Genomic DNA, 17,248 nt, shown 5'->3' on the forward strand with positions numbered 1-17,248 from the left:
GGACCTCATCGGGATTCGTAGATGCGCTTGTGACCGGAGATGGCGGCCAGCCGGAACGGGCGACCGGTCTCCTCCGGGATGGCGTGATACATCCCGTCCGAGGGCGATTCGGTTTCGTGCAGCACGCGGTAGCGGTCGTAGTCGAGCGCGATGCGCGTGGCGATGGCATCCCGGTTCGCGTCGGTGCGCAGGTGCTCGCGGTAGCCGGGCTGCACTGTGCCGCTGAAGAATTCGGCGACGCTGCCGGAACCGTAGCTGATGAAGGCGAGCGCCCGCCCGGTCAGATCGTCGGTGTGGTCGAGCAGCGAGGCCAGACCGAGGTAGAGCGACGCGGTGTAGCTGTTGCCGACCGTGCGGTTGTAGATGGTCGTGTTGTGGATCGCGGCATCGATCTCGGCGGGCTCTGCGGTGTGCCCCTGGCTCTCCAGGAGGTGGCGATGCGCCTTGAAGGCCATCTTGGTGAACGGCTGGTGGTAGCAGAACGCGGCGAACTCGGTGAGGTCGCGTCCGCCGTTGCGCCGGTAGTCGGTCCAGGCTTCCTGGGTGGCCTTCTGGTAGGCGTTGACGGAGGTCTTGCCGTCGACCATGGCGGCGGTGCGGTAGTTCGGGCGCCAGAAGTCCATGATGTCGGCGCTGTAGATCCCGGAGTGCGGTTCCAGTTCCAGGATCGCCGGATTCGCGCTGACGAGCATCGCGACCGCGGCGGCGCCCTGGGTCGGTTCGCCGGGGGTGTCGAGTTCGTACTTGGCGATGTCGGCGGCGATGACGAGCACGCGCTGCGACGGGTCGCGGGCGATGAGTCCCGCGGCGAATTGCAGTCCGGCCGTGCCGCCGTAGCAGGCCTGCTTGAGCTCGACGACGCGGGCGGTGTTCGGCAGGCCGATCAGCGGGTGCAGATAGAGGCCCGCCGCTTTGGACTGGTCGACACCGCTTTCGGTGGCCAGCAGCACGGTGCGGATGTTGTCGACGCCGTGGCGGTCGAGGATGGGTTTGGCGGCGGCCGCGGCGATGGTGACGATGTCCTCGTCGGCGGCGGCGACGCTCATCTTCTCCTGGCCGATGCCGAGGTAGAACTTGTCGGGATCGACGCCGAGGCGCTCGGCGAGCACCCCGTGGTCGAGCGCGTAGTGGGTGGTGGCGAAGGAAAGGTCGTGGATTCCGACCGGCGTGCTGGTCATGGCTGTACTCCGTTGCTTACGGTGGACCGTTCGAATTGGGTATGGGCGCGCATCAATTCGCCGCTGTTGGTCTGTGCCGCCATCAGCGACAGTTCGCCGCACAGCACCGTGGCCGCGGCGATGACGGCCAGCCGCCGGGCGTTGTAGCCGGGATCGCGATCAGCGCGGCAACCCAGGCGGGTCAGGTTGTCGTCGACGAAACTCTGATGCTTGCCGTTGCCCACCGTCCCGAGAATGAGATTGGGCAGCGTGCACGAGAAGTAGAGGTCCCCATCGCGGTCCTCGGCGTGCGTGATGCCTTGGGACCCCTCCACGATGTTCGCGGCGTCCTGCCCGGTGGCCAGGTAGAAGGCAAGCAGCATGTTGGCGTAATGCGCGTTGGCGGAACGGATTCCGCCTGCCAGCAGGGTGCCGATGAGGTTCTTGCGGATGTTCAGCTCCACCACCTGGCGGGCGGTGGTGTGCAGCCGCTTCACCACCACTTCGCGGGGGACGAGCAGTTCGGTAACGACGTTCTTGCCGCGGCCGAGTATCCCGTTGACCGCGGTCGCCTTCTTGTCCGTGCAGTAGTTTCCGGAGATCGAGACATACCGCAGGCCGGGCCGCGTGGCCAGGATGTGGTTCATCAGGTGGTCGCAGGCGAGTGTGACCATGTTGTGGCCGGAGGCGTCGCCGGTGGTGAATTCGAAGCGCAGGAACAGCAGGTTGCCGGTGATCTGGTGGTGCAGGTCGATGAGCTTGGCGAACCGGCTGCTGCCCGCGGCCACCTCCTGTAGTTCGGGGAACCGGTCTCGGAGCTGTCCGACGGTGGTGTGGGCGGTGTAGGCGTCGTCGGCCTCGAGCAAGATCGAGCGGGTCATGCGGTCATCGACGAGGGTGGCCACCACACCCTTCTCGGTCAGCGTCGATATCCGTGCGCCGCGACCGACCGAGGGCCACAGCGGCGTTTCGTACGTGGCCAGCGGGACGTCGACACTGTCGTCGACAATGTTGCCCGTGATGCGCAGGGGGCCGACCCACCGCAGCGGCACCGCAGCGAAATCCGTGTCGTTCATGGGCGATTCCTTCTGTCCGATTCGTTCCACCAGAGGTTCCGGTGGGCATAGGAGGCCGGGTCGATACCGCGCAGCCGGCAGAACGCGGCCACGTCGCCGGTGATCAGCAGGTCGCTACCGGCCAGGTCCGCCGGACGGGATGCGCCGAGCACGGTGAGGATCTGCCGCAGCTGATCGAGCCAGGTGCGGATCATCTCGACCAAGGCGTCGGTGCCGCGGCTGACCAGCGTCTCGAGGAAGCGGCCCGCGACCCCGGTCGCGTTGGCGCCCAACGCCAATGCGCGGGCGATATCGAGCGGTGAGCGGATGCCGCCGGAGGCGAAGAGATCGATCCCGGTGACGCCCGCGCAATCCACCAGGCAGTTGGGTGTGGACTGGCCCCAGTCCTTCAGGAAGGAGAAGTCCGCCGTGGGGCGCCGATCGTTCTCGATGCGCGCGAAATTGGTGCCGCCGCGGCCGCCGACATCGGCCACGGCCACCCCGGCGTCGCGCAGCCAGGCGACGGTGGGCCTGCTGAGACCGAACCCGACCTCTTTGACGATCACCGGCACCGGCGTGTTGGCGGTGATGTGCTCGATCTGGTGCGCCCACGACCCGAAAGACCGGTCCCCCTCGGGCATTACGATCTCCTGGACCGCGTTGAGATGAATCTGGAGGGCGTCGGCTTCCAGCAGATCGATCGCTCGCCGCACCTCGTCCAGCGTCGCGGTGGCGTTGACGTTCGCCATGACGAAGCCGTGCGGATTCTCCTGTCGCAGCACACGGAAGGTGCCTGCGACCGAGGGATCGCGGAAGTAGGCGCTCATCGATCCGGATGCGATGGGGATTCCGGTCTCGCGGGCGGCGATGGCCAGCTGCCGGTTGATCTCTCCGGTGTGTTCGCTGCCGCCGGTCATGCCGTTGACGAACAGCGGTGTGTCCCACCGCTTGCCGATGACGTCGACGGCCAGCGACACATCGTCGCCGTCGATGCCGGCGAGGGCGTGGTGGACGAAGGTGACCGAGTCGAAGTCGTTGGGGCCTGCGTCGCGCTGCTGACTCACGGCGTGCCGAACATGATCGTCTTTGCGGCTGGCGGTCATCGGCGATCCCCTTCGAATGGATGTGTCCGCAGCGACAGCGGCCGGATGCCCGCGGCGACCCAGCGGCCGGTGAGTTCGGTGATCGCCGCGCGGCGGGTGCGTTCGATGAGCGCGATGCCGCAGTCGCCGCCGCCCGCGCCGGAGGGTTTGGCCGCGGCGCCGACCGCCTCGCCCGCCTCGCACAGCGCACGCAGCGACGGCGTCATGATGCCCAACTGCGCTTGTGTATCGAGGTTGACGAGAAGTTCGCGAGCACAGTCGATTTCGGCCCGAATGCCGAGCGAGTCGTCGGCCTCCAGCGCGGCGGTGAGTCGTTGGACGCAGTGATCGCTGCGTGACACGAAGTCGGCGTGCGCGCCGAGATTCCTGTCGCGCAGCCCAGCGACCATTTTCGGTGTCGAGGCGGGCTTGGCGGTCCAGCCGACCTGCATCGCGAGTCCCGTCGGTGTCGGCAGCGGGCGCACCGACAGCCCGGCCCACGGCGCACGGAGTGCGGCGTCCACCCCGCTCTCCCCCGCCAGCTCGGATACTTGCTGCCGATCGGGGGAACAGTAGGCGATCCAGCCACCCCAGGTGCTCGACGCCACGTCGCCGCCGGAGGCGCGCGGGTTGATCGACACGGTGGCCAGCATTGCCAGTCGGTAGCGGTCCATCGGGCTCAGGTCGAGCCGGTGGAATTGCCCCAATGCCGCGACGGTGGCCACGGTGACGGCCGCGCTGGAACCGAGGCCGAGCTTTCTCCCGTCCTCGTCGGCGAGGTCGGTGCTGATGCTCAGCCGGTAGGAGCGTGCCGCGATACCGCGCTCGGCGAGCAGCCGTTCGACGATCGCGGCCGCCGCGAAGACGTAGGTGAAGTTCGGCGGCACAACGCCATCGGCGGTCGACGGGACCAATCGGTCGCCGATGCGCCCGCAGGACAACGTCACTCCACCGTCGAGATCCGAATGCAGCGTCGTGACTTGGTCACCGGTCTCGTCCACCGTGGCCGTCGCGTAGCGGTCGACCGCGGTGAGCACCGCGTGGCGCCCCGGCTCGACGACGGCGTACTCCCCTGCGATGAACAGTTTGCCCGGGGCGCGACAGGTGATCATCGTCCGCCGTCCGGTACGAGGGCAGCGCCGGGGCCGAGATGCGCCACCGGCATGTCGACGACGTTGCCGACCTCGCGCAGGGCGGCGATCACCCGCTCCTCGTCGGACCGGGCGCACAACACGGTGACATTCGGTCCGGCGTCGATGGTCGCGTACGCGGCGGTGCCGTCCGCACGCAACGCCAGCACACAATCCAGGATCGCGACCGACTGCGGCGACAGGTATCGCACCGACGGCCTGGCCAGGAGCATGCTGGCATGCATCCCAAGGGCGTTGCGCTCGGCGATCTCCCCGACCGCGGGCAGATCGCGGCGCGCGATCGCCTTGCGCATCTCCGCGAGGTCGATCCTGGACGAGTCGGCCCACGGGAGATAGAAGGGCGACGTGTCGCAGGTCCGCCGCATCGCCTCCCGGCTGGACACCGCCTTGGAGGCCTTGTCGACGACGGCGACGACCAGAGCCGGATCGAGCGCGTCGCCGTCGATCGGTTCCGCGTAGGAACTCGCATCCCCCGCTTCGCCATTGCCCTCCCCGGCGTGCCACACCACGAACCCGCCGAAGATGGACCGGCAGGCCGATCCCGATCCCCGTCTGGCCAGCCGCGACAGCGCGCGGGCATCGGCGTCGAGCCCGTAGGCGGCGGCCGCCGCGACGGCCAGCGCCGCGAAGCCGCTCGCGGAGGACGCCAGGCCCGCGCCGGTCGGCCCGGCGTTGGTGGAAACGACATCGGCGTGTTCGTCGCGGCCTGCCCGCGCCCGCACCAGATCCAGGAACCGCGCCACCCTGGTGTACGCCTCGCCGACCGCAGGACGGTCGTTGAGCACGACCGTGTCGGCCGATTCCGCACTCAATTGCACCGTTGTCGTGGTCGGGTAGATGTCGAGTGTCATCGAGAGGCTTCCCGTGACGGGAAGGAAATACGATTCGTCGCGTTTGCCCCAGTACTTCACCAAGGCGATATTCGGGTGCGCGACAGCGGTCGCCGCGTCGTCGCCGAATCGGTTCGCGAGCGGATCGGCCAGCTGTGCTCCAGGTGTGAATGTCATTGGCGTGTCTCGAGCTCCGGTGTCGAGGGGAATCGGGTATCGGTCATGGCTGTGCGCCTCTGGTCGGGACGATCCAGGTCCGCGCCGCGCCTGCTCGGCTCAGCGCCGCACGCACCCGCGCGGCGTCGTCGCCGGTGTCGGTGAGGGCGAGGACGCATCCGCCGAGGCCGCCGCCGGTGAGTTTCGCGCCGAACGCGCCTGCGTCATGCGCGGCGGTGACGAGGGTGTCGATCTCGGGTGTGCTGACGCCGAGTTCGGTCAGCAGTTCCTGGAATTCGAGCAGTGTCTTACCCAGCGACTCGGCGTGACCGGCCGCGAGATCCGCCGCGGCCGACTCGACCAGGTCCGTCGCGCGTTCGAGCAACCGCTTGGCTGCCCGTTGATCGGTCTCGAGCTTGCGGCGGACGGCCGCGACCGCATGCTGCGTGGCGCCCGATACCCCGGTGTCGGCGATCACCAGCGTGGCGTCCAGGCCGATGGCCAGCTCGCGCGCCGCACCAGTCCGGAACCAGATCGGTCCGTTCGCCACCGCGGTGCTGGCGTCCACGCCGCTGGCCCGGCCGTGCGCGAACTGTTCACCGCACTGCACCACCTCGTAGAGGGCGTCGGAGTCGATGGTCCGGTCGTAGAGATCGGCGACCGCCCGCACCGCGGCGGCCGCGCACGCGGCACTGGATCCCAGTCCGCGCGCAGGCGGGATCTCGCAGTCGAGAGCGACCTCGACCACCTCGCCGGCCAAGCCCCAGCGCCGCAACGCCTCCTCGACGGCAACATGCGCCCCGGACGAGGCGCGCTCCTGGGTGCCGATGCCGCCCGCGACAAACCGAAAGTGCTGTCCCGCAAGGTTCTCCCGCGCAACCCCCGGACGATCACGGTGAGCGACCCCGCGCGCCGACAGCGCGGGCAAGGGAAACGCGATGGCGGGCGTGCCGTGGACCACCGTGTGCTCGCCGAGCAGGATCGCCTTGCCATGGGCGCGACCGGTGCCGTGCCCTTCCCCCGCTCTCTCGGCGGTGGGTCTGCTGCCCTCGCGAACGCGATCGCTGTTCACGTCGATTCATCTCCAAACTCGAGCAGGGACCACCGGCGTGTTCCCGGACAGGGACGCGCGGTGGCGGACGGTGCGCAGACACGTCGGTGTGCGGCGACAGTGGGACTGTCTGCGAAATCTGTTCAGGCCGAGGGCGAATCGGCCGTCACGGCTGCTGATCCGAACGGCGGAAAAGGGCTTGGCGGAGACTGGCCCGGGCCGAGGGGCCGAACGGCGACGGGAAGAAGGCGGGTACCTGCGCGGCATAGGTGCGGTAGGCAGCCCCGAAGCGAGCGACGAGGTCGCGCTCCTCCAAGAAGGTGCCGAGCAGGATGTAGCCGGTCATCCCGACCGCCCACAGCAGATGCCCGGCCGTCATGTCGCTCGCGCACCAGAACGAGAGCAGCAGGCCGGTCATCAGCGGATGGCGGACCAGGCGGTAGGGCCCGTGCACCTGGAGACGGTCCATGGTCGCGTCGGGCACCTGGATCACGTAGTGGCGGTAGGCCTGGCTGATGCCGAGCAGGTGAAAGTGGTTGAGCAGCAGGGTGGCCGCGTACACCAGCACGAAGCCGAGCCAGAATCCGGCGTCGAGCGCGATCCCGACGACGCCGTCGGCCGACCAGATCCGCTGCGGCAGCGGCTGCCAAGCCAGGCAGAGGACCCACACGACCAGGCAGACCATCACGATGTAGACGGTGCGCTCCAGGGCCTCGGGCACCCAGCGGGTGATGAACGCCTTGAACGCGGGCCGCGACATGCCCGAGTGCTGCAAGCCGAACAGCGCGATCAGCAGCACGTCGATCGCGAGAGCCGGACCGGTCGCCAGGTGCGGTCCCTCGTCGACGGTCTTCGGCAGCCACCAGCCTCCGGCGAACAACAGCATCAGGGGCACGGTCACCCCGGCGACGCCGTATACGCCGAAGGCCAGCAGGAACGGGACGAGCCGGCGGCGGTCCGTCAGCGCGCCCCGAACCGAATGCCGCGTGGTGGTCAGATCCATGCGAACCAGGGCAGGAACCGCATGCGGACCGTGCCCTCCTCCATCCGCTTGTCCAGCTTGGTCTTCCACCGCTCGCCGTAGGGCGCGGTCAGGAAGCCATCGGTCCGGGCAAGGCGCCACGCCGAGTTGATCGTCATCCAGTAGGGCACGATGACGGCGGCGTCGACCTGCCGCATGAAGTCGAGCTTGTCGGGGATCTGGCTCCAGTGCACGCCCGGGTAACGGTGGTGCACGCTGTGGTAGCCCTGGTTGAAGATGAAGAAGTTCAGCCAGTTACCCGCCGTGTTCAGCGATTTGCTCGGGTCGTCCTCGAACACCCGCGCAGGCGCGTGGGTCAGCCAGGCGAAGTATCCGGAGTTCACCTGGGTGATCAGGAACGGCAGGCCCCAGAACAGCGCGAACCGCTCGAAGCCCGCGACGTACCAGATACCCACCGGCAGCGCCAAGGCCAGCGTGAGGTCGAGGACGAATGTGTGGCGACGCTTGCGTCGGCCCTCGGAGGGGTTGGCGGCGAAGATCATTCGCATGGTGTGGTTCTTGACGATGGTGCCGTACCTGATCCAGTACCACACGGCGCCCATCCCGCGCTCCATGCCCTCGGTGGAGGTGACGTCGCCCGGTCCGTCGTTGAAGCGGTGATGGTTGAGCACGTGCACCTCGCGCATCTCCGCCGAGGTCAGCGTGGCAGGCAGACAGCACATGATGTCCACGAACCGGTTCATCCTGCGCGACACGAACAGCGCCCGATGCGTATGCATATGCATCACGCCGATGGTGAGCGAGAAGTTCAGCAGGGTCAGCAGGATGATCAGCGGGACAGCGAGGTACCAGTTCGTGGCGAAGGGTACGAACAGGCCGAAGGACAGCAGCACGACCCAGGCCACGATGTGCAGCAGCGGGCCGACATTCGCCGGGTGCTCGAGCTTCAGCACCCGGCGGCTGAACGGCGGCCGGTCGGACGCCGCTGGCGTTCCGTCGCCGGGACGGGTTGGCACGGTGGTCATGGTCGATCTCCTCGGATATCGGTGTCGGGCGTTCCTATGCGATGAGTTGAGGCACTGGTCACGGGCGATCTCCAGGGGTTGTCGTTTCGAGGGCGGCGAGTTGGAAATTCGTGGCGAGCGCACGCATCGCCTCGGCGCTGTGGGGTGGCAGCCGCTCCAGGGCGCCGAAGGCCAAGTGGTCGGCGATCATCATGGTGCGGATGTCCGCGGCGGAAAGCCGGCCCGTCAGCCGTTCTTCCGGCAGCGACCGCACTAGCGCGAAGGTGGTGTCGACGATCAGCGGCACCATCGAAGGCGACAGCGCGCGCGGGTCCACCGAACCGAGCAGCCCCGCCGCGGCCTCGGAACCGGTACCGAGTTCGGTCGAGGTGTCCAGCACGCGGTGGATCGCCCCGTCGGCGGATCGCTGTACCCGCTCGACCATCTTGGTCCAGTAGGCGGGTGACCAGGCGGCCAGCGCGGCCGCGCCGACCGGCCGCCGGTAAGGCGCCGGGGCCCCGACGGCGGTGCACAGGAAACCGGTCGTCGTGATGGTCATGTACGCCATCGCCGCGCGGGCGCCCGCGCTCGGTGTATGCGGGCCGAGCCTGGCCAGCAGCGCGAATCCGCCCAGCGCAGGCGCCAGCAGCCGCAACATCACCACTTGGGTCAGTTCCTTGCGGTCGGCGACACCGTAGAGGTCCAGTTCGCCGTCGCGCAGGTCGTTGGCGGACTGGGCGATGACGCCGACGCATCCGGCCAGCTCGCGCAAATCGTCCTCGGCACAGGCCTCCGGCGCGACCAGGGCGCACGCGTAATGCGTGACCCGGCCGAGCACGCCCTCGCCGTAGAGCACCCGCGACAGGGTGCCATCGAGGTTGCGGGCCATCACATCGCCGATGTCGAGCAGCAACCCGCCCACCCGCTCACGTCCCGCGGCGGGCAGCGCCGCCACCAGCGCCCGAATGTCCCTGATGCGTTCTGCCAGAACGAGATCGACGGCTTCGCTGTCGCGGACCGTGACCCGGTCCGGCGGTGGCGGCGGTGCGTCGGTGCTGCCGCTGAGATACCCGGCGGCGGTTCGCACGGCGCTGCCGGCCAGCGGACGGTCGATGAGGTCCTCGTAGGCGTCGAGCACCCGGCAGGCCAGTAGGGCCGCGGTGGCCTCGGCCCGCAGGTCAGGGGTGAGGAAGCCGATGGCGATGCCCATGTTCCTGGCCGCCGGGATCAGCGCAAGCCGGGCCAGTTCCTCCGGCGAGTCCGCCGCCCGCAACGCGGCGAGATCGGGCGCGCGGCGCAGGTTCCGCAGCCCATGGGCGAGGATGCCGAATCGTCCTGCGGTCATCGGGACACCACCTGTAGTGCTAGATCGCGCAGGTCGCCCCGCGCGGGAGTGGGCGGGAACACTTCGAGGGCCTCGCACGCCGTCTCGGCGGCGCGGATCGCGGCGTCGTGAGCGGCCTTGGTGGCGCCGCTGCGCACCAGGTCGGCTTGCAGGTCGGCGCTGGAAGTCTGCTCGGAGAGCCACATTTCGCGAGCATCGGGCCGGATCGCCAGCCATTCGATCACCGGCCAGGTCGGCACCCTGCGGTCGAGGTCGCCGCAGGCCTCCTTGCCGAGCGCGGGGTCGCCCTCGACGTCGCGCACGTCGTCCATGATCTGGAAGGCCAGCGAGAACTGCTCGGCGTACCGCATCAGGGCGCGCAGCCGGTCGTGGTCGACGCCGCCCGCCGTCCCGCCGTACGAGCAGGCCAGCCGGAACAGCGTGCCGGTCTTCGCGCCGGCGACGACCTCGTAGTGCCTGCGCAGCGCGGCATCGTCGACGTCGGGCGCCATGGTCTCCACGAGCTGCCCGGCCGAGAGATCCGAGATGCGGTCCAGATAGGTGACGCCGGGAGCCTCACCGAGATGCGCGCAGACCACGGGATTGTCCTCCAGTACCCGCGCCAACACTTGTAATGCGGTGCCCGCCATATGGAATCCGGCGCGAGCGGCGGTGCGGATGCCGAACAACGCGGGCACCGAGGGGGAATCGCGCCGCAGCAGGGAACTGTCGCAGATGTCGTCGTGGATCAGCGACGATTCGTGGAACATCTCCATCGCACAGGCCAAGTCGACCGCGTCGGCCTCGGACGTGGACACGGCCGAGGGCAACAGGCGGTGGCAGTCCAGCACCAGGCGGGCCCGGACCCGCTTACCTGGGGCAGCCAGGACGTGCCGGTAGATGTCGTCGAAATCGCTTCCGGTGACGAGTATTTCGCGCATGCGCTCGGTGATCATCGCCGGCTGGTAGATCGGCGCGATCGGCTGGGCGTCGACCTGGTCCGCCGCCGCGGCCACATCCGGGGTCGCGGCGGCGGCGCTGTTGGCATGTCCGTTCGACGCCGGGGCGGTGACGAGCGTCCGGTTGTCCACGACCGCGTGCGCGGTGCTGGACCGTCCGGACATGGCCGCCACCAACTGCTCGTCCTGCTGATGTCCTGACGGTGACGTGGGATTGTCCATTGGCGGAGGGCTCCTTACGTGTCGTAACGGCGGCGGAGTCGGGCATGCGACAGGCGACGACGAGCCTGGCGGGCGTTGAATTACTCGGTCGTCGAAGTCGTTACGAGGTGGCTGTCCGGCGGCGTGTGGCGACATCGCCACCGCGACGCCGGTGCAGGTCGTCGTCGCTGGTCCGGGTGAGTGTGCAGCGCAGGTGAGAGGTGATTGCGTGCTCGCCGTCGAAATGCGGCGCGAGCGGGCGCCGAGCGAGTTGTTCGCGGCCCCAGCCGCCGGGAGTGCTCCATGGGCCGGTCGGCGGCGAGGTCACCGCCCCGTCGAACATCCGCGGTCGTTCGCTTCCGAAACCGCGGGCGAGCCATGTCGATGTCTGTGAAAAAGTCTGTGCGACAAGGCCATCATCGCACGTACCGCCCGTGGTCGTCGAAACGTACTTCCAGGATCCGGTCTCGTCCAAAACCAACACGCCGTCCGGATCAGCCGGGTGCTCGTTCACGTAAACGTGCAGATCGTCACGCAATCCGTAGTCGTCCCACACGGTCTTGCTCAACAGCCGATGCGTCCCGTCCATCATTCACCCCAGACACCGCCGCAACCAGATAGTCATCCATCGACATAGCGAAAGAGGCTACCCCACAACAGAACTGATCGCTCGTTGAAAAGGACAGGAAATTTTCATGGCGAGTCGTGCAGGTGGGCAAGTATGGATCACGTTGTACAACAACGCAACTCAGACACACGCCTCAGTCGATCATGGATGTAGGCGTGAGGATTGCGCCGGATTCGGTCGCGCAGTCCGCGGTGCGGGACTTTTGCCGACTGGGACGGCGTTGTTGCCTGAATTCTCAAGCACCGCAACGATGTTACCAGTCCCAATACGCATCGGGCGGGTTTTGTGAATTGGTTTCTCACGGTGCGGGAAGGACGGCCGTATCGGCGTCGACGGCTTGTGTGCCGCGCGTGTGGCGACTATTGTCCCGCCAATTGGCTTGTGGTCCAATATGTTCTGATCTTGATGTGCAGATCAAATTTTCAATGACTTTCAAAAGCATTGGTAAATAGAGACTCTCGTCCTCGAACCGCTCGACCTGCGGGGCCGACCTGACGACGGGAGGTGGGACGATCACGTCGGTCACGATCATGCCGCGTGCCGCCGAACCGGGGTCCCTGCCGGCGCGATGCGCAGTGTCGCCTCGGTCGCGACGGCACACCGGCCACGCTGGAGCGTCGCGCGGAGTGCTCAGATGGATGGCGCAGAGCGTCGCGGTGCGGGGGCTGTTCCGGGCGGTCTCGCTCGCCGACCACCGTGCGGCGGCCGGACGCAGGCGAGGCTGTCCAAGATAGGTCGATCGACCGATGTGTCCCGCCGGGTCGGCGCGCACCATTGGCGGCACGGTCTCGATGAACGCCGGTTCGCAAGGTGAACGCGAAATGCGTTGCCTTGCCTACTGATTCACCGTCGAGCCGTGGCCTGCTGCGCTCCTGCGCGGCGTCATCGCACTCATCGAAGGAAACTCATGTCCCGTCCACTCCGCCGCGGCGCTCGTGCCGCGGGCATTCTCGTGGGTGTGGGTGTCATCGCACTCAGCACAGCCGGAGGCCCCGCGCTGCAGACCGCAGGCGCCTCCAGCCATCGCGAGGCTCCCTTGGTCGCCGCCGATCCGGCGGTGGACAACACCGATGTCTATTCGTTCGTCAGCCCCGACAAACCGGACACGGTGACGATCGTCGCCAACTGGTTCGGATTGCAGGAACCCAACGGCGGCCCGAACTTCTACCCCTGGGCCACCGACGCCAACTACGACATCGACATCGACAACGACGGCAACGGGAAGCCCGACATCACCTATCGGATCACCTTCGCGACCGAGGATCGGCGCGGTGGTGGCACCTTCCTGTTCAACAACGGTCCGGTCACGGGGCTGAACGACGAGAACCTGCTGTTCCGGCAGAGCTACACGGTGTCGGTCAGTCACGGCGTGAACGACTGGCGACCGATCGCGCAAGGTCAGGCGGCTCCGTCGTTCACCGGTCCGGCTTCGATGCCGGACTACGGTCGACTGCGTAAGGAGGCGACCGCGAATCTGCCCGGCGGCGGCTCGGTCTACGTCGGCGCCGCCGAGGACCCGTTCTTCCTCGACCTGCGTGTGTTCGATCTGCTCTACGGCGGTGACCTGTCCGAGGTCGGTACCGACACGCTCGCCGGTTACAACGTCAACACCGTTGTCCTGCAGGTGCCGAAGCGCGACCTCGCGCTGCGCAACGACCCGGCGCGCAATCCGGTGATCGGGGTGTGGAGCGACACCGAGCGCCGCTCGTTGCAACTGAGCCCGGGCGCCGCGACGGCGGTCGGTGACTTCGTGCAGGTGTCGCGGCTGGGCAACCCGCTGGTGAACGAGGTCGTCGTCCCGGTCGGGCTGAAGGACGCGTTCAACGGGCTGTCACCGAGCAGGGACGCGACGATCCCAGAAGTCGTCCGGCGGGTCACCGATCCCGAGCTGCCGAAGCTGATCGAGTCGCTGTACCAGGTGCCGGCACCCACGGCCCCGCGCAACGACCTCGTGGAGATCTTCCTCACCGGCATCGCGAAGAAGGCGCCGACCCTGGACGGCAGCGCCCCGCCCATCCAGGCGGACCTGAACTCGCAGATCCTCAACGCCGACGCGCAGGCGGTCGCGTTCCAGCCATCGGAGATGTTGCGCTTGAACATGTCGGTGCCGGTGACGGCACAGCCCAACCGGCTCGGCGTGATCGGCGGTGATCTCCAGGGGTTCCCGAACGGCCGTCGGCTGAGCGACGACGTGGTCGACATCGCCCTGCAGGCCATGGTGGGTGCGGCGCAGACCGGAAAGCTGGTCGACGCGCTCGCCGCCGGGGACGCGGTCGATGTCAACGACGCGTCGTTTTCCGGCAGCTTCCCGTACGTCGCGCTGCCGTCGCCGGGCAAGACCACCGCGCGGGCAACGGCGACGGACGCGACCGAGAACGCGGCCGTCACGGTGGCGCAGGGCGACGCCGATGACCCCACGCCCGCGGTGCTGCTCGTCGCGGCCGGCGTCGGCGTCGGAGCGGCGATCGCGGGCGGTGGCTGGTTGTTCACCCGCCGCCGCCGGACGCGCCGCGCAGCGGTGTCCGGCCCGCCGCCGAACTCCTGACATGTCGTGCCGGTGGCTGGACCGATCCGGTTGGCCACCGGCACGGTCCTTGCCCTCTCTCACGCGAATACCGAAGGACTCGTGATGTCCGTTCTTTCCCGCACCCTCCGGAAACCTGCACTCGTCCTGCTCGTTGTGACCGGATCGATTGCCGCCGCGCTGGGAGTGACCGCGGCGCTGCCCGACAACTCCCCCGCGGCCCAGCCCGCCTACACCGACCCGAGCGGCCCGTTGCTCGCGCGGATCACCCAGACACGACAACAACTGGATCGAGTGCCGGGCAACCCGATCGGCTGGGCCGGCCTCGGCGCCTCCTACGTCGAGCTGGCCAGGGTGACCGGCGATCCCGCGAACTACGGCGAGGCGCAGCGAGCGCTGGACCGCTCGCTCGAGCTGAAGCCAGAAGGAAATGCCGAAGCGCTGATCGGACTCGGTGCGCTCGCCAATGCCAGGCACGACTTCGCCGCCGCGCGCCGCTACGCAGAACAAGCTCTCGCGCTGCGACCGGACAGCGCTGACCTGTACGGCGTCCTGATCGATGCGCTGACCCAGCTCGGCGAGGCCGATGCCGCGAGCGCGGCCGTACAGCGGATGCTCGACCTGCGTCCCGGCGTTCCATCGTTCACCCGCGCCGCCTACGACCTCGAATTGCGCGGTCGCACCGACGACGCCCGGCAGGCGCTGCGGATGGCTCTCGCCGCGGCCGACACCGCCGACCAGATCGCATTCTGCCGCTATCACCTCGGCGAGCTGGCGTTCAACACCGGAAACCTCGACGAGGCCGAAAGGGATTACCGATTCGGTCTGTTGGCGAACCCGGTCGACGCTGCGCTGCGACAGGGGATGGCGAAGGTGCACGCCGCCCGCGGCGATCTCGAGCAGGCCATCGCGGAGTACAAGGCACTGACCGACCGCGCGCCGCTGCCCGAGTACCTGATCGAGCTGGGCGAGCTGTTCGAGGCAGCGGGCAAGTCAGACGAGGCAACCGCCAGGTATCGGGAGGTATCCGAGCAGTTCCGCCGGCTCGAAGCGGAGGGAGCCACCGAGTACGTGGACGCCGCTCAGCTCGCCGCCGAGCACGGCGACCCGGTGGAGGCGGTGCGGCTTGCGCAGCTGGAGTACGGCCGCAGGCAGAGCGTCATCACCTCCGACGTGCTCGCCTGGTCGCTGCACAAGGCGGGGCGCGATTCCGAAGCGATCGGCTACGCCGACCGGGCGGCGTCGCTTGGCTGGCGCAGCGCGACCCTCACCTACCATCGCGGCATGATTCTCGCGGCGCTGGGTGCGGCCGACGAGGCCACCGTCGCACTGTCCGAGGCGCTGCGAATCAACCCGCACTTCTCGCCCCTGCACGCCCCCAAGGCCCGCTCGGCCCTCGCGGCGCTCAGCACCCGATGAACCTATCGGGACACGCCCGCCTCGATCCGTCGACCGGATCCGCGCGACCGGCAGTCAATGCGATTCGGGCTGATCCGACCCGCGATACGGTGGGAGGGTGTCTGATTCCTCCCCCCGTCTCGACACCGGAAACGAGCATCGGGGGTCGGCTCGCCCAGGCGGCGTTCCGCCCGCGTCCATCCGGGTCACCGAAGTCCTGGCGGCGCTGTCACTGACCACCGATCTGGCGACCGGAGCGCCGTTCGAGAAGGGATTGGCAACCTGCCTGCTCGCGACCGCGCTCGCGGAGCGGATCGGTCTGGACCAGACGGACCGGCGCGTCGTCTTCCACGCCGCCTTGCTCGGTGCGGTCGGGTGCACCAGTCGAGCGTCGGAGAACGCCGCGTCGTTCGCCGACGACATCGCCTTCCAACAGGCCTACCACGTGCTCGACCCCGGCGACGCGCCGATCTACGCCGGGCAGCTCGAGCAGTTCGGCTCCTGGGCGCCCGAGGTGCAGCCACTGGTCCGGGAGCGGCTCGTCACCACGACGCCCGCGCAGGGCTCCGCGGCCGTCCGCTCGGTGTGCGAGGTCAGCCGGGCGCTCGGACCGCGACTCGGGCTGCCGGACGCGGCGGTGCTCGCGCTGACCGAGGTCAAGGAACGCTGGGACGGTCTCGGCTCGCCGGAACGACTTCGGGGAGAGGAGATCTCACTGGAGGGGCGCATCGTGCACGTCGCCGAGCAGGCGGTACTCGCCGCGGTGGGCCGGGGACGCCGCGGTGCGGTGGACGAGCTACGCCGACGCGCTGGCGGACATCTCGACCCGGAGGTGGTCGACGCGTTCGCCGCCGACGAGGTGTGGGACTGCCTCGACGTGCCGGACGTGCTTGCCGCGGTCATGCGCGCCGAGCCAGGGGTACCGCTGTACATCCGGCCCACCGAACGGTTGGAGCTGTGCCTCGCGCTCGCCATCGTCGTCGACCTGAAAGGGCGCTGGCTGCTGGGACATTCGGCGCATGTGGCCGAGCTGGCGTGCGGCGCGGCGGGGTTGTCCGGGATGGGCGCGGCCGATCTCGGCACCCTTCGTGCCGCGGCACTGCTGCACGACATCGGCAGGGCGGCGGTGTCTTCCGCGATCTGGGATCGGCCAGGACCGCTCGGGCCCGGTGACTGGGAACGCGTTCGGCTGCACACGTATTGGACCGACCGGGTGCTGCAACGGTGCCCGGGACTGGCCGATCTGCGTGATATCGCGGCGGGTCACCACGAACGTCTCGACGGCAGCGGCTACCACCGCGGCGTCGGCGGTCACGACCAGTCGAAGGCGGCCCGAATCCTCGCCGCCGCCGATGTTTTCGCGGCGCTGACCGAGCCGCGACCACACCGCCCCGCCTTCTCTGCCGACGACGCCGCACAGATGCTCATCGCCGAGGCAACCGCGGGAAGGCTGGACATGGCCGCCTGCGCCGCGGTGGTGGAGGCGGCGGGTCTGCGCAAGCCGCGCACAGAATTTCCCTGCGGTCTCACCGAACGCGAGGTCGAAGTGCTGCGGCTCGCCGCACGTGGGCTGTCGAACCGACTGATCGCAGCGGAGCTGGTGTTGTCCGAGCGCACGGTGGGACATCACCTCACGCACATCTACGACAAGACCGGCCGCCGCACACGCGCCGGAGCGGCCGTCTTCGCGATGGAGCACGGATTGCTACCGGATTGAACGGCCGCTCGGTGTTCGTCCTCCGAGGT

14 protein-coding genes are annotated in these 17,248 nt (G+C 68.5%); 3 read left to right on the forward strand and 11 right to left on the reverse strand.

The window, feature by feature from the left end; all coding sequences use genetic code 11:
- Positions 1–5: 5 nt before the first annotated feature.
- The 11 genes from AB0H50_RS23345 to AB0H50_RS23395 form a co-directional block, all read right to left on the reverse strand.
- Complete coding sequence (locus tag AB0H50_RS23345; RefSeq protein ID WP_357456300.1) at positions 6–1,178, reverse strand: hydroxymethylglutaryl-CoA synthase; 1,173 nt, start codon at positions 1,176–1,178, stop codon at positions 6–8.
- Positions 1,175–2,233, reverse strand: coding sequence for a hydroxymethylglutaryl-CoA reductase (locus AB0H50_RS23350; RefSeq protein ID WP_357456303.1), 1,059 nt, complete (start codon positions 2,231–2,233; stop codon positions 1,175–1,177). The genes AB0H50_RS23345 and AB0H50_RS23350 overlap by 4 nt, the downstream gene beginning before the upstream one ends.
- Positions 2,230–3,315 (reverse strand): type 2 isopentenyl-diphosphate Delta-isomerase, encoded by a 1,086-nt coding sequence (fni, locus tag AB0H50_RS23355; RefSeq protein WP_357456306.1) that lies wholly within the window; start codon positions 3,313–3,315, stop codon positions 2,230–2,232. The genes AB0H50_RS23350 and fni overlap by 4 nt, the downstream gene beginning before the upstream one ends.
- Positions 3,312–4,406, reverse strand: a complete 1,095-nt coding sequence (locus AB0H50_RS23360; RefSeq protein WP_357456309.1) for a phosphomevalonate kinase — start codon at positions 4,404–4,406, stop codon at positions 3,312–3,314. The genes fni and AB0H50_RS23360 overlap by 4 nt, the downstream gene beginning before the upstream one ends.
- On the reverse strand, positions 4,403–5,452 hold the full coding sequence (gene mvaD, locus AB0H50_RS23365; RefSeq protein ID WP_357456311.1) for a diphosphomevalonate decarboxylase: 1,050 nt from the start codon (positions 5,450–5,452) through the stop codon (positions 4,403–4,405). Before mvaD ends, AB0H50_RS23360 begins: the two co-directional genes overlap by 4 nt.
- A 43-nt stretch (positions 5,453–5,495) precedes the next feature.
- Positions 5,496–6,503, reverse strand: coding sequence for a mevalonate kinase (gene mvk, locus AB0H50_RS23370; protein ID WP_357456314.1), 1,008 nt, complete (start codon positions 6,501–6,503; stop codon positions 5,496–5,498).
- A gap of 145 nt (positions 6,504–6,648) precedes the next feature.
- Positions 6,649–7,485 carry an isoprenylcysteine carboxylmethyltransferase family protein gene (locus AB0H50_RS23375; RefSeq protein ID WP_357456317.1) on the reverse strand — a complete coding sequence of 279 codons (837 nt, stop codon included), beginning with the start codon at positions 7,483–7,485 and terminating at the stop codon, positions 6,649–6,651.
- Positions 7,476–8,489, reverse strand: a complete 1,014-nt coding sequence (locus AB0H50_RS23380; protein ID WP_357456320.1) for a fatty acid desaturase — start codon at positions 8,487–8,489, stop codon at positions 7,476–7,478. Before AB0H50_RS23380 ends, AB0H50_RS23375 begins: the two co-directional genes overlap by 10 nt.
- 58 nt (positions 8,490–8,547) lie before the next feature.
- Complete coding sequence (locus AB0H50_RS23385) at positions 8,548–9,813, reverse strand: hypothetical protein (RefSeq protein WP_357456323.1); 1,266 nt, start codon at positions 9,811–9,813, stop codon at positions 8,548–8,550.
- The gene (locus tag AB0H50_RS23390; RefSeq protein WP_357456326.1) at positions 9,810–10,973 is read right to left on the reverse strand and encodes a polyprenyl synthetase family protein; all 1,164 of its coding nucleotides are present in this window, start codon (positions 10,971–10,973) and stop codon (positions 9,810–9,812) included. The genes AB0H50_RS23385 and AB0H50_RS23390 overlap by 4 nt, the downstream gene beginning before the upstream one ends.
- A 100-nt stretch (positions 10,974–11,073) precedes the next feature.
- A complete protein-coding gene (locus AB0H50_RS23395; RefSeq protein ID WP_357456999.1) occupies positions 11,074–11,541 on the reverse strand; it encodes a hypothetical protein in 468 nt (155 codons plus the stop codon).
- A gap of 946 nt (positions 11,542–12,487) precedes the next feature.
- On the opposite strand from AB0H50_RS23395, the gene AB0H50_RS23400 reads away from it, so the two are divergent.
- The 3 genes from AB0H50_RS23400 (at position 12,488) to AB0H50_RS23410 (ending at position 17,219) form a co-directional block, all read left to right on the forward strand.
- Complete coding sequence (locus AB0H50_RS23400; protein ID WP_357456329.1) at positions 12,488–14,125, forward strand: DUF4331 domain-containing protein; 1,638 nt, start codon at positions 12,488–12,490, stop codon at positions 14,123–14,125.
- An 84-nt stretch (positions 14,126–14,209) separates the two neighbouring features.
- Positions 14,210–15,523, forward strand: a complete 1,314-nt coding sequence (locus tag AB0H50_RS23405; RefSeq protein ID WP_357456332.1) for a tetratricopeptide repeat protein — start codon at positions 14,210–14,212, stop codon at positions 15,521–15,523.
- A 97-nt stretch (positions 15,524–15,620) separates the two neighbouring features.
- Entirely contained in the window at positions 15,621–17,219 is a 1,599-nt protein-coding gene (locus tag AB0H50_RS23410) for an HD domain-containing phosphohydrolase (RefSeq protein ID WP_357456335.1), read from the forward strand.
- Positions 17,220–17,248 lie beyond the last annotated feature (29 nt).

This window comes from Nocardia sp. NPDC050793 (genome assembly GCF_040654065.1).
Lineage (GTDB): Bacteria > Actinomycetota > Actinomycetes > Mycobacteriales > Mycobacteriaceae > Nocardia.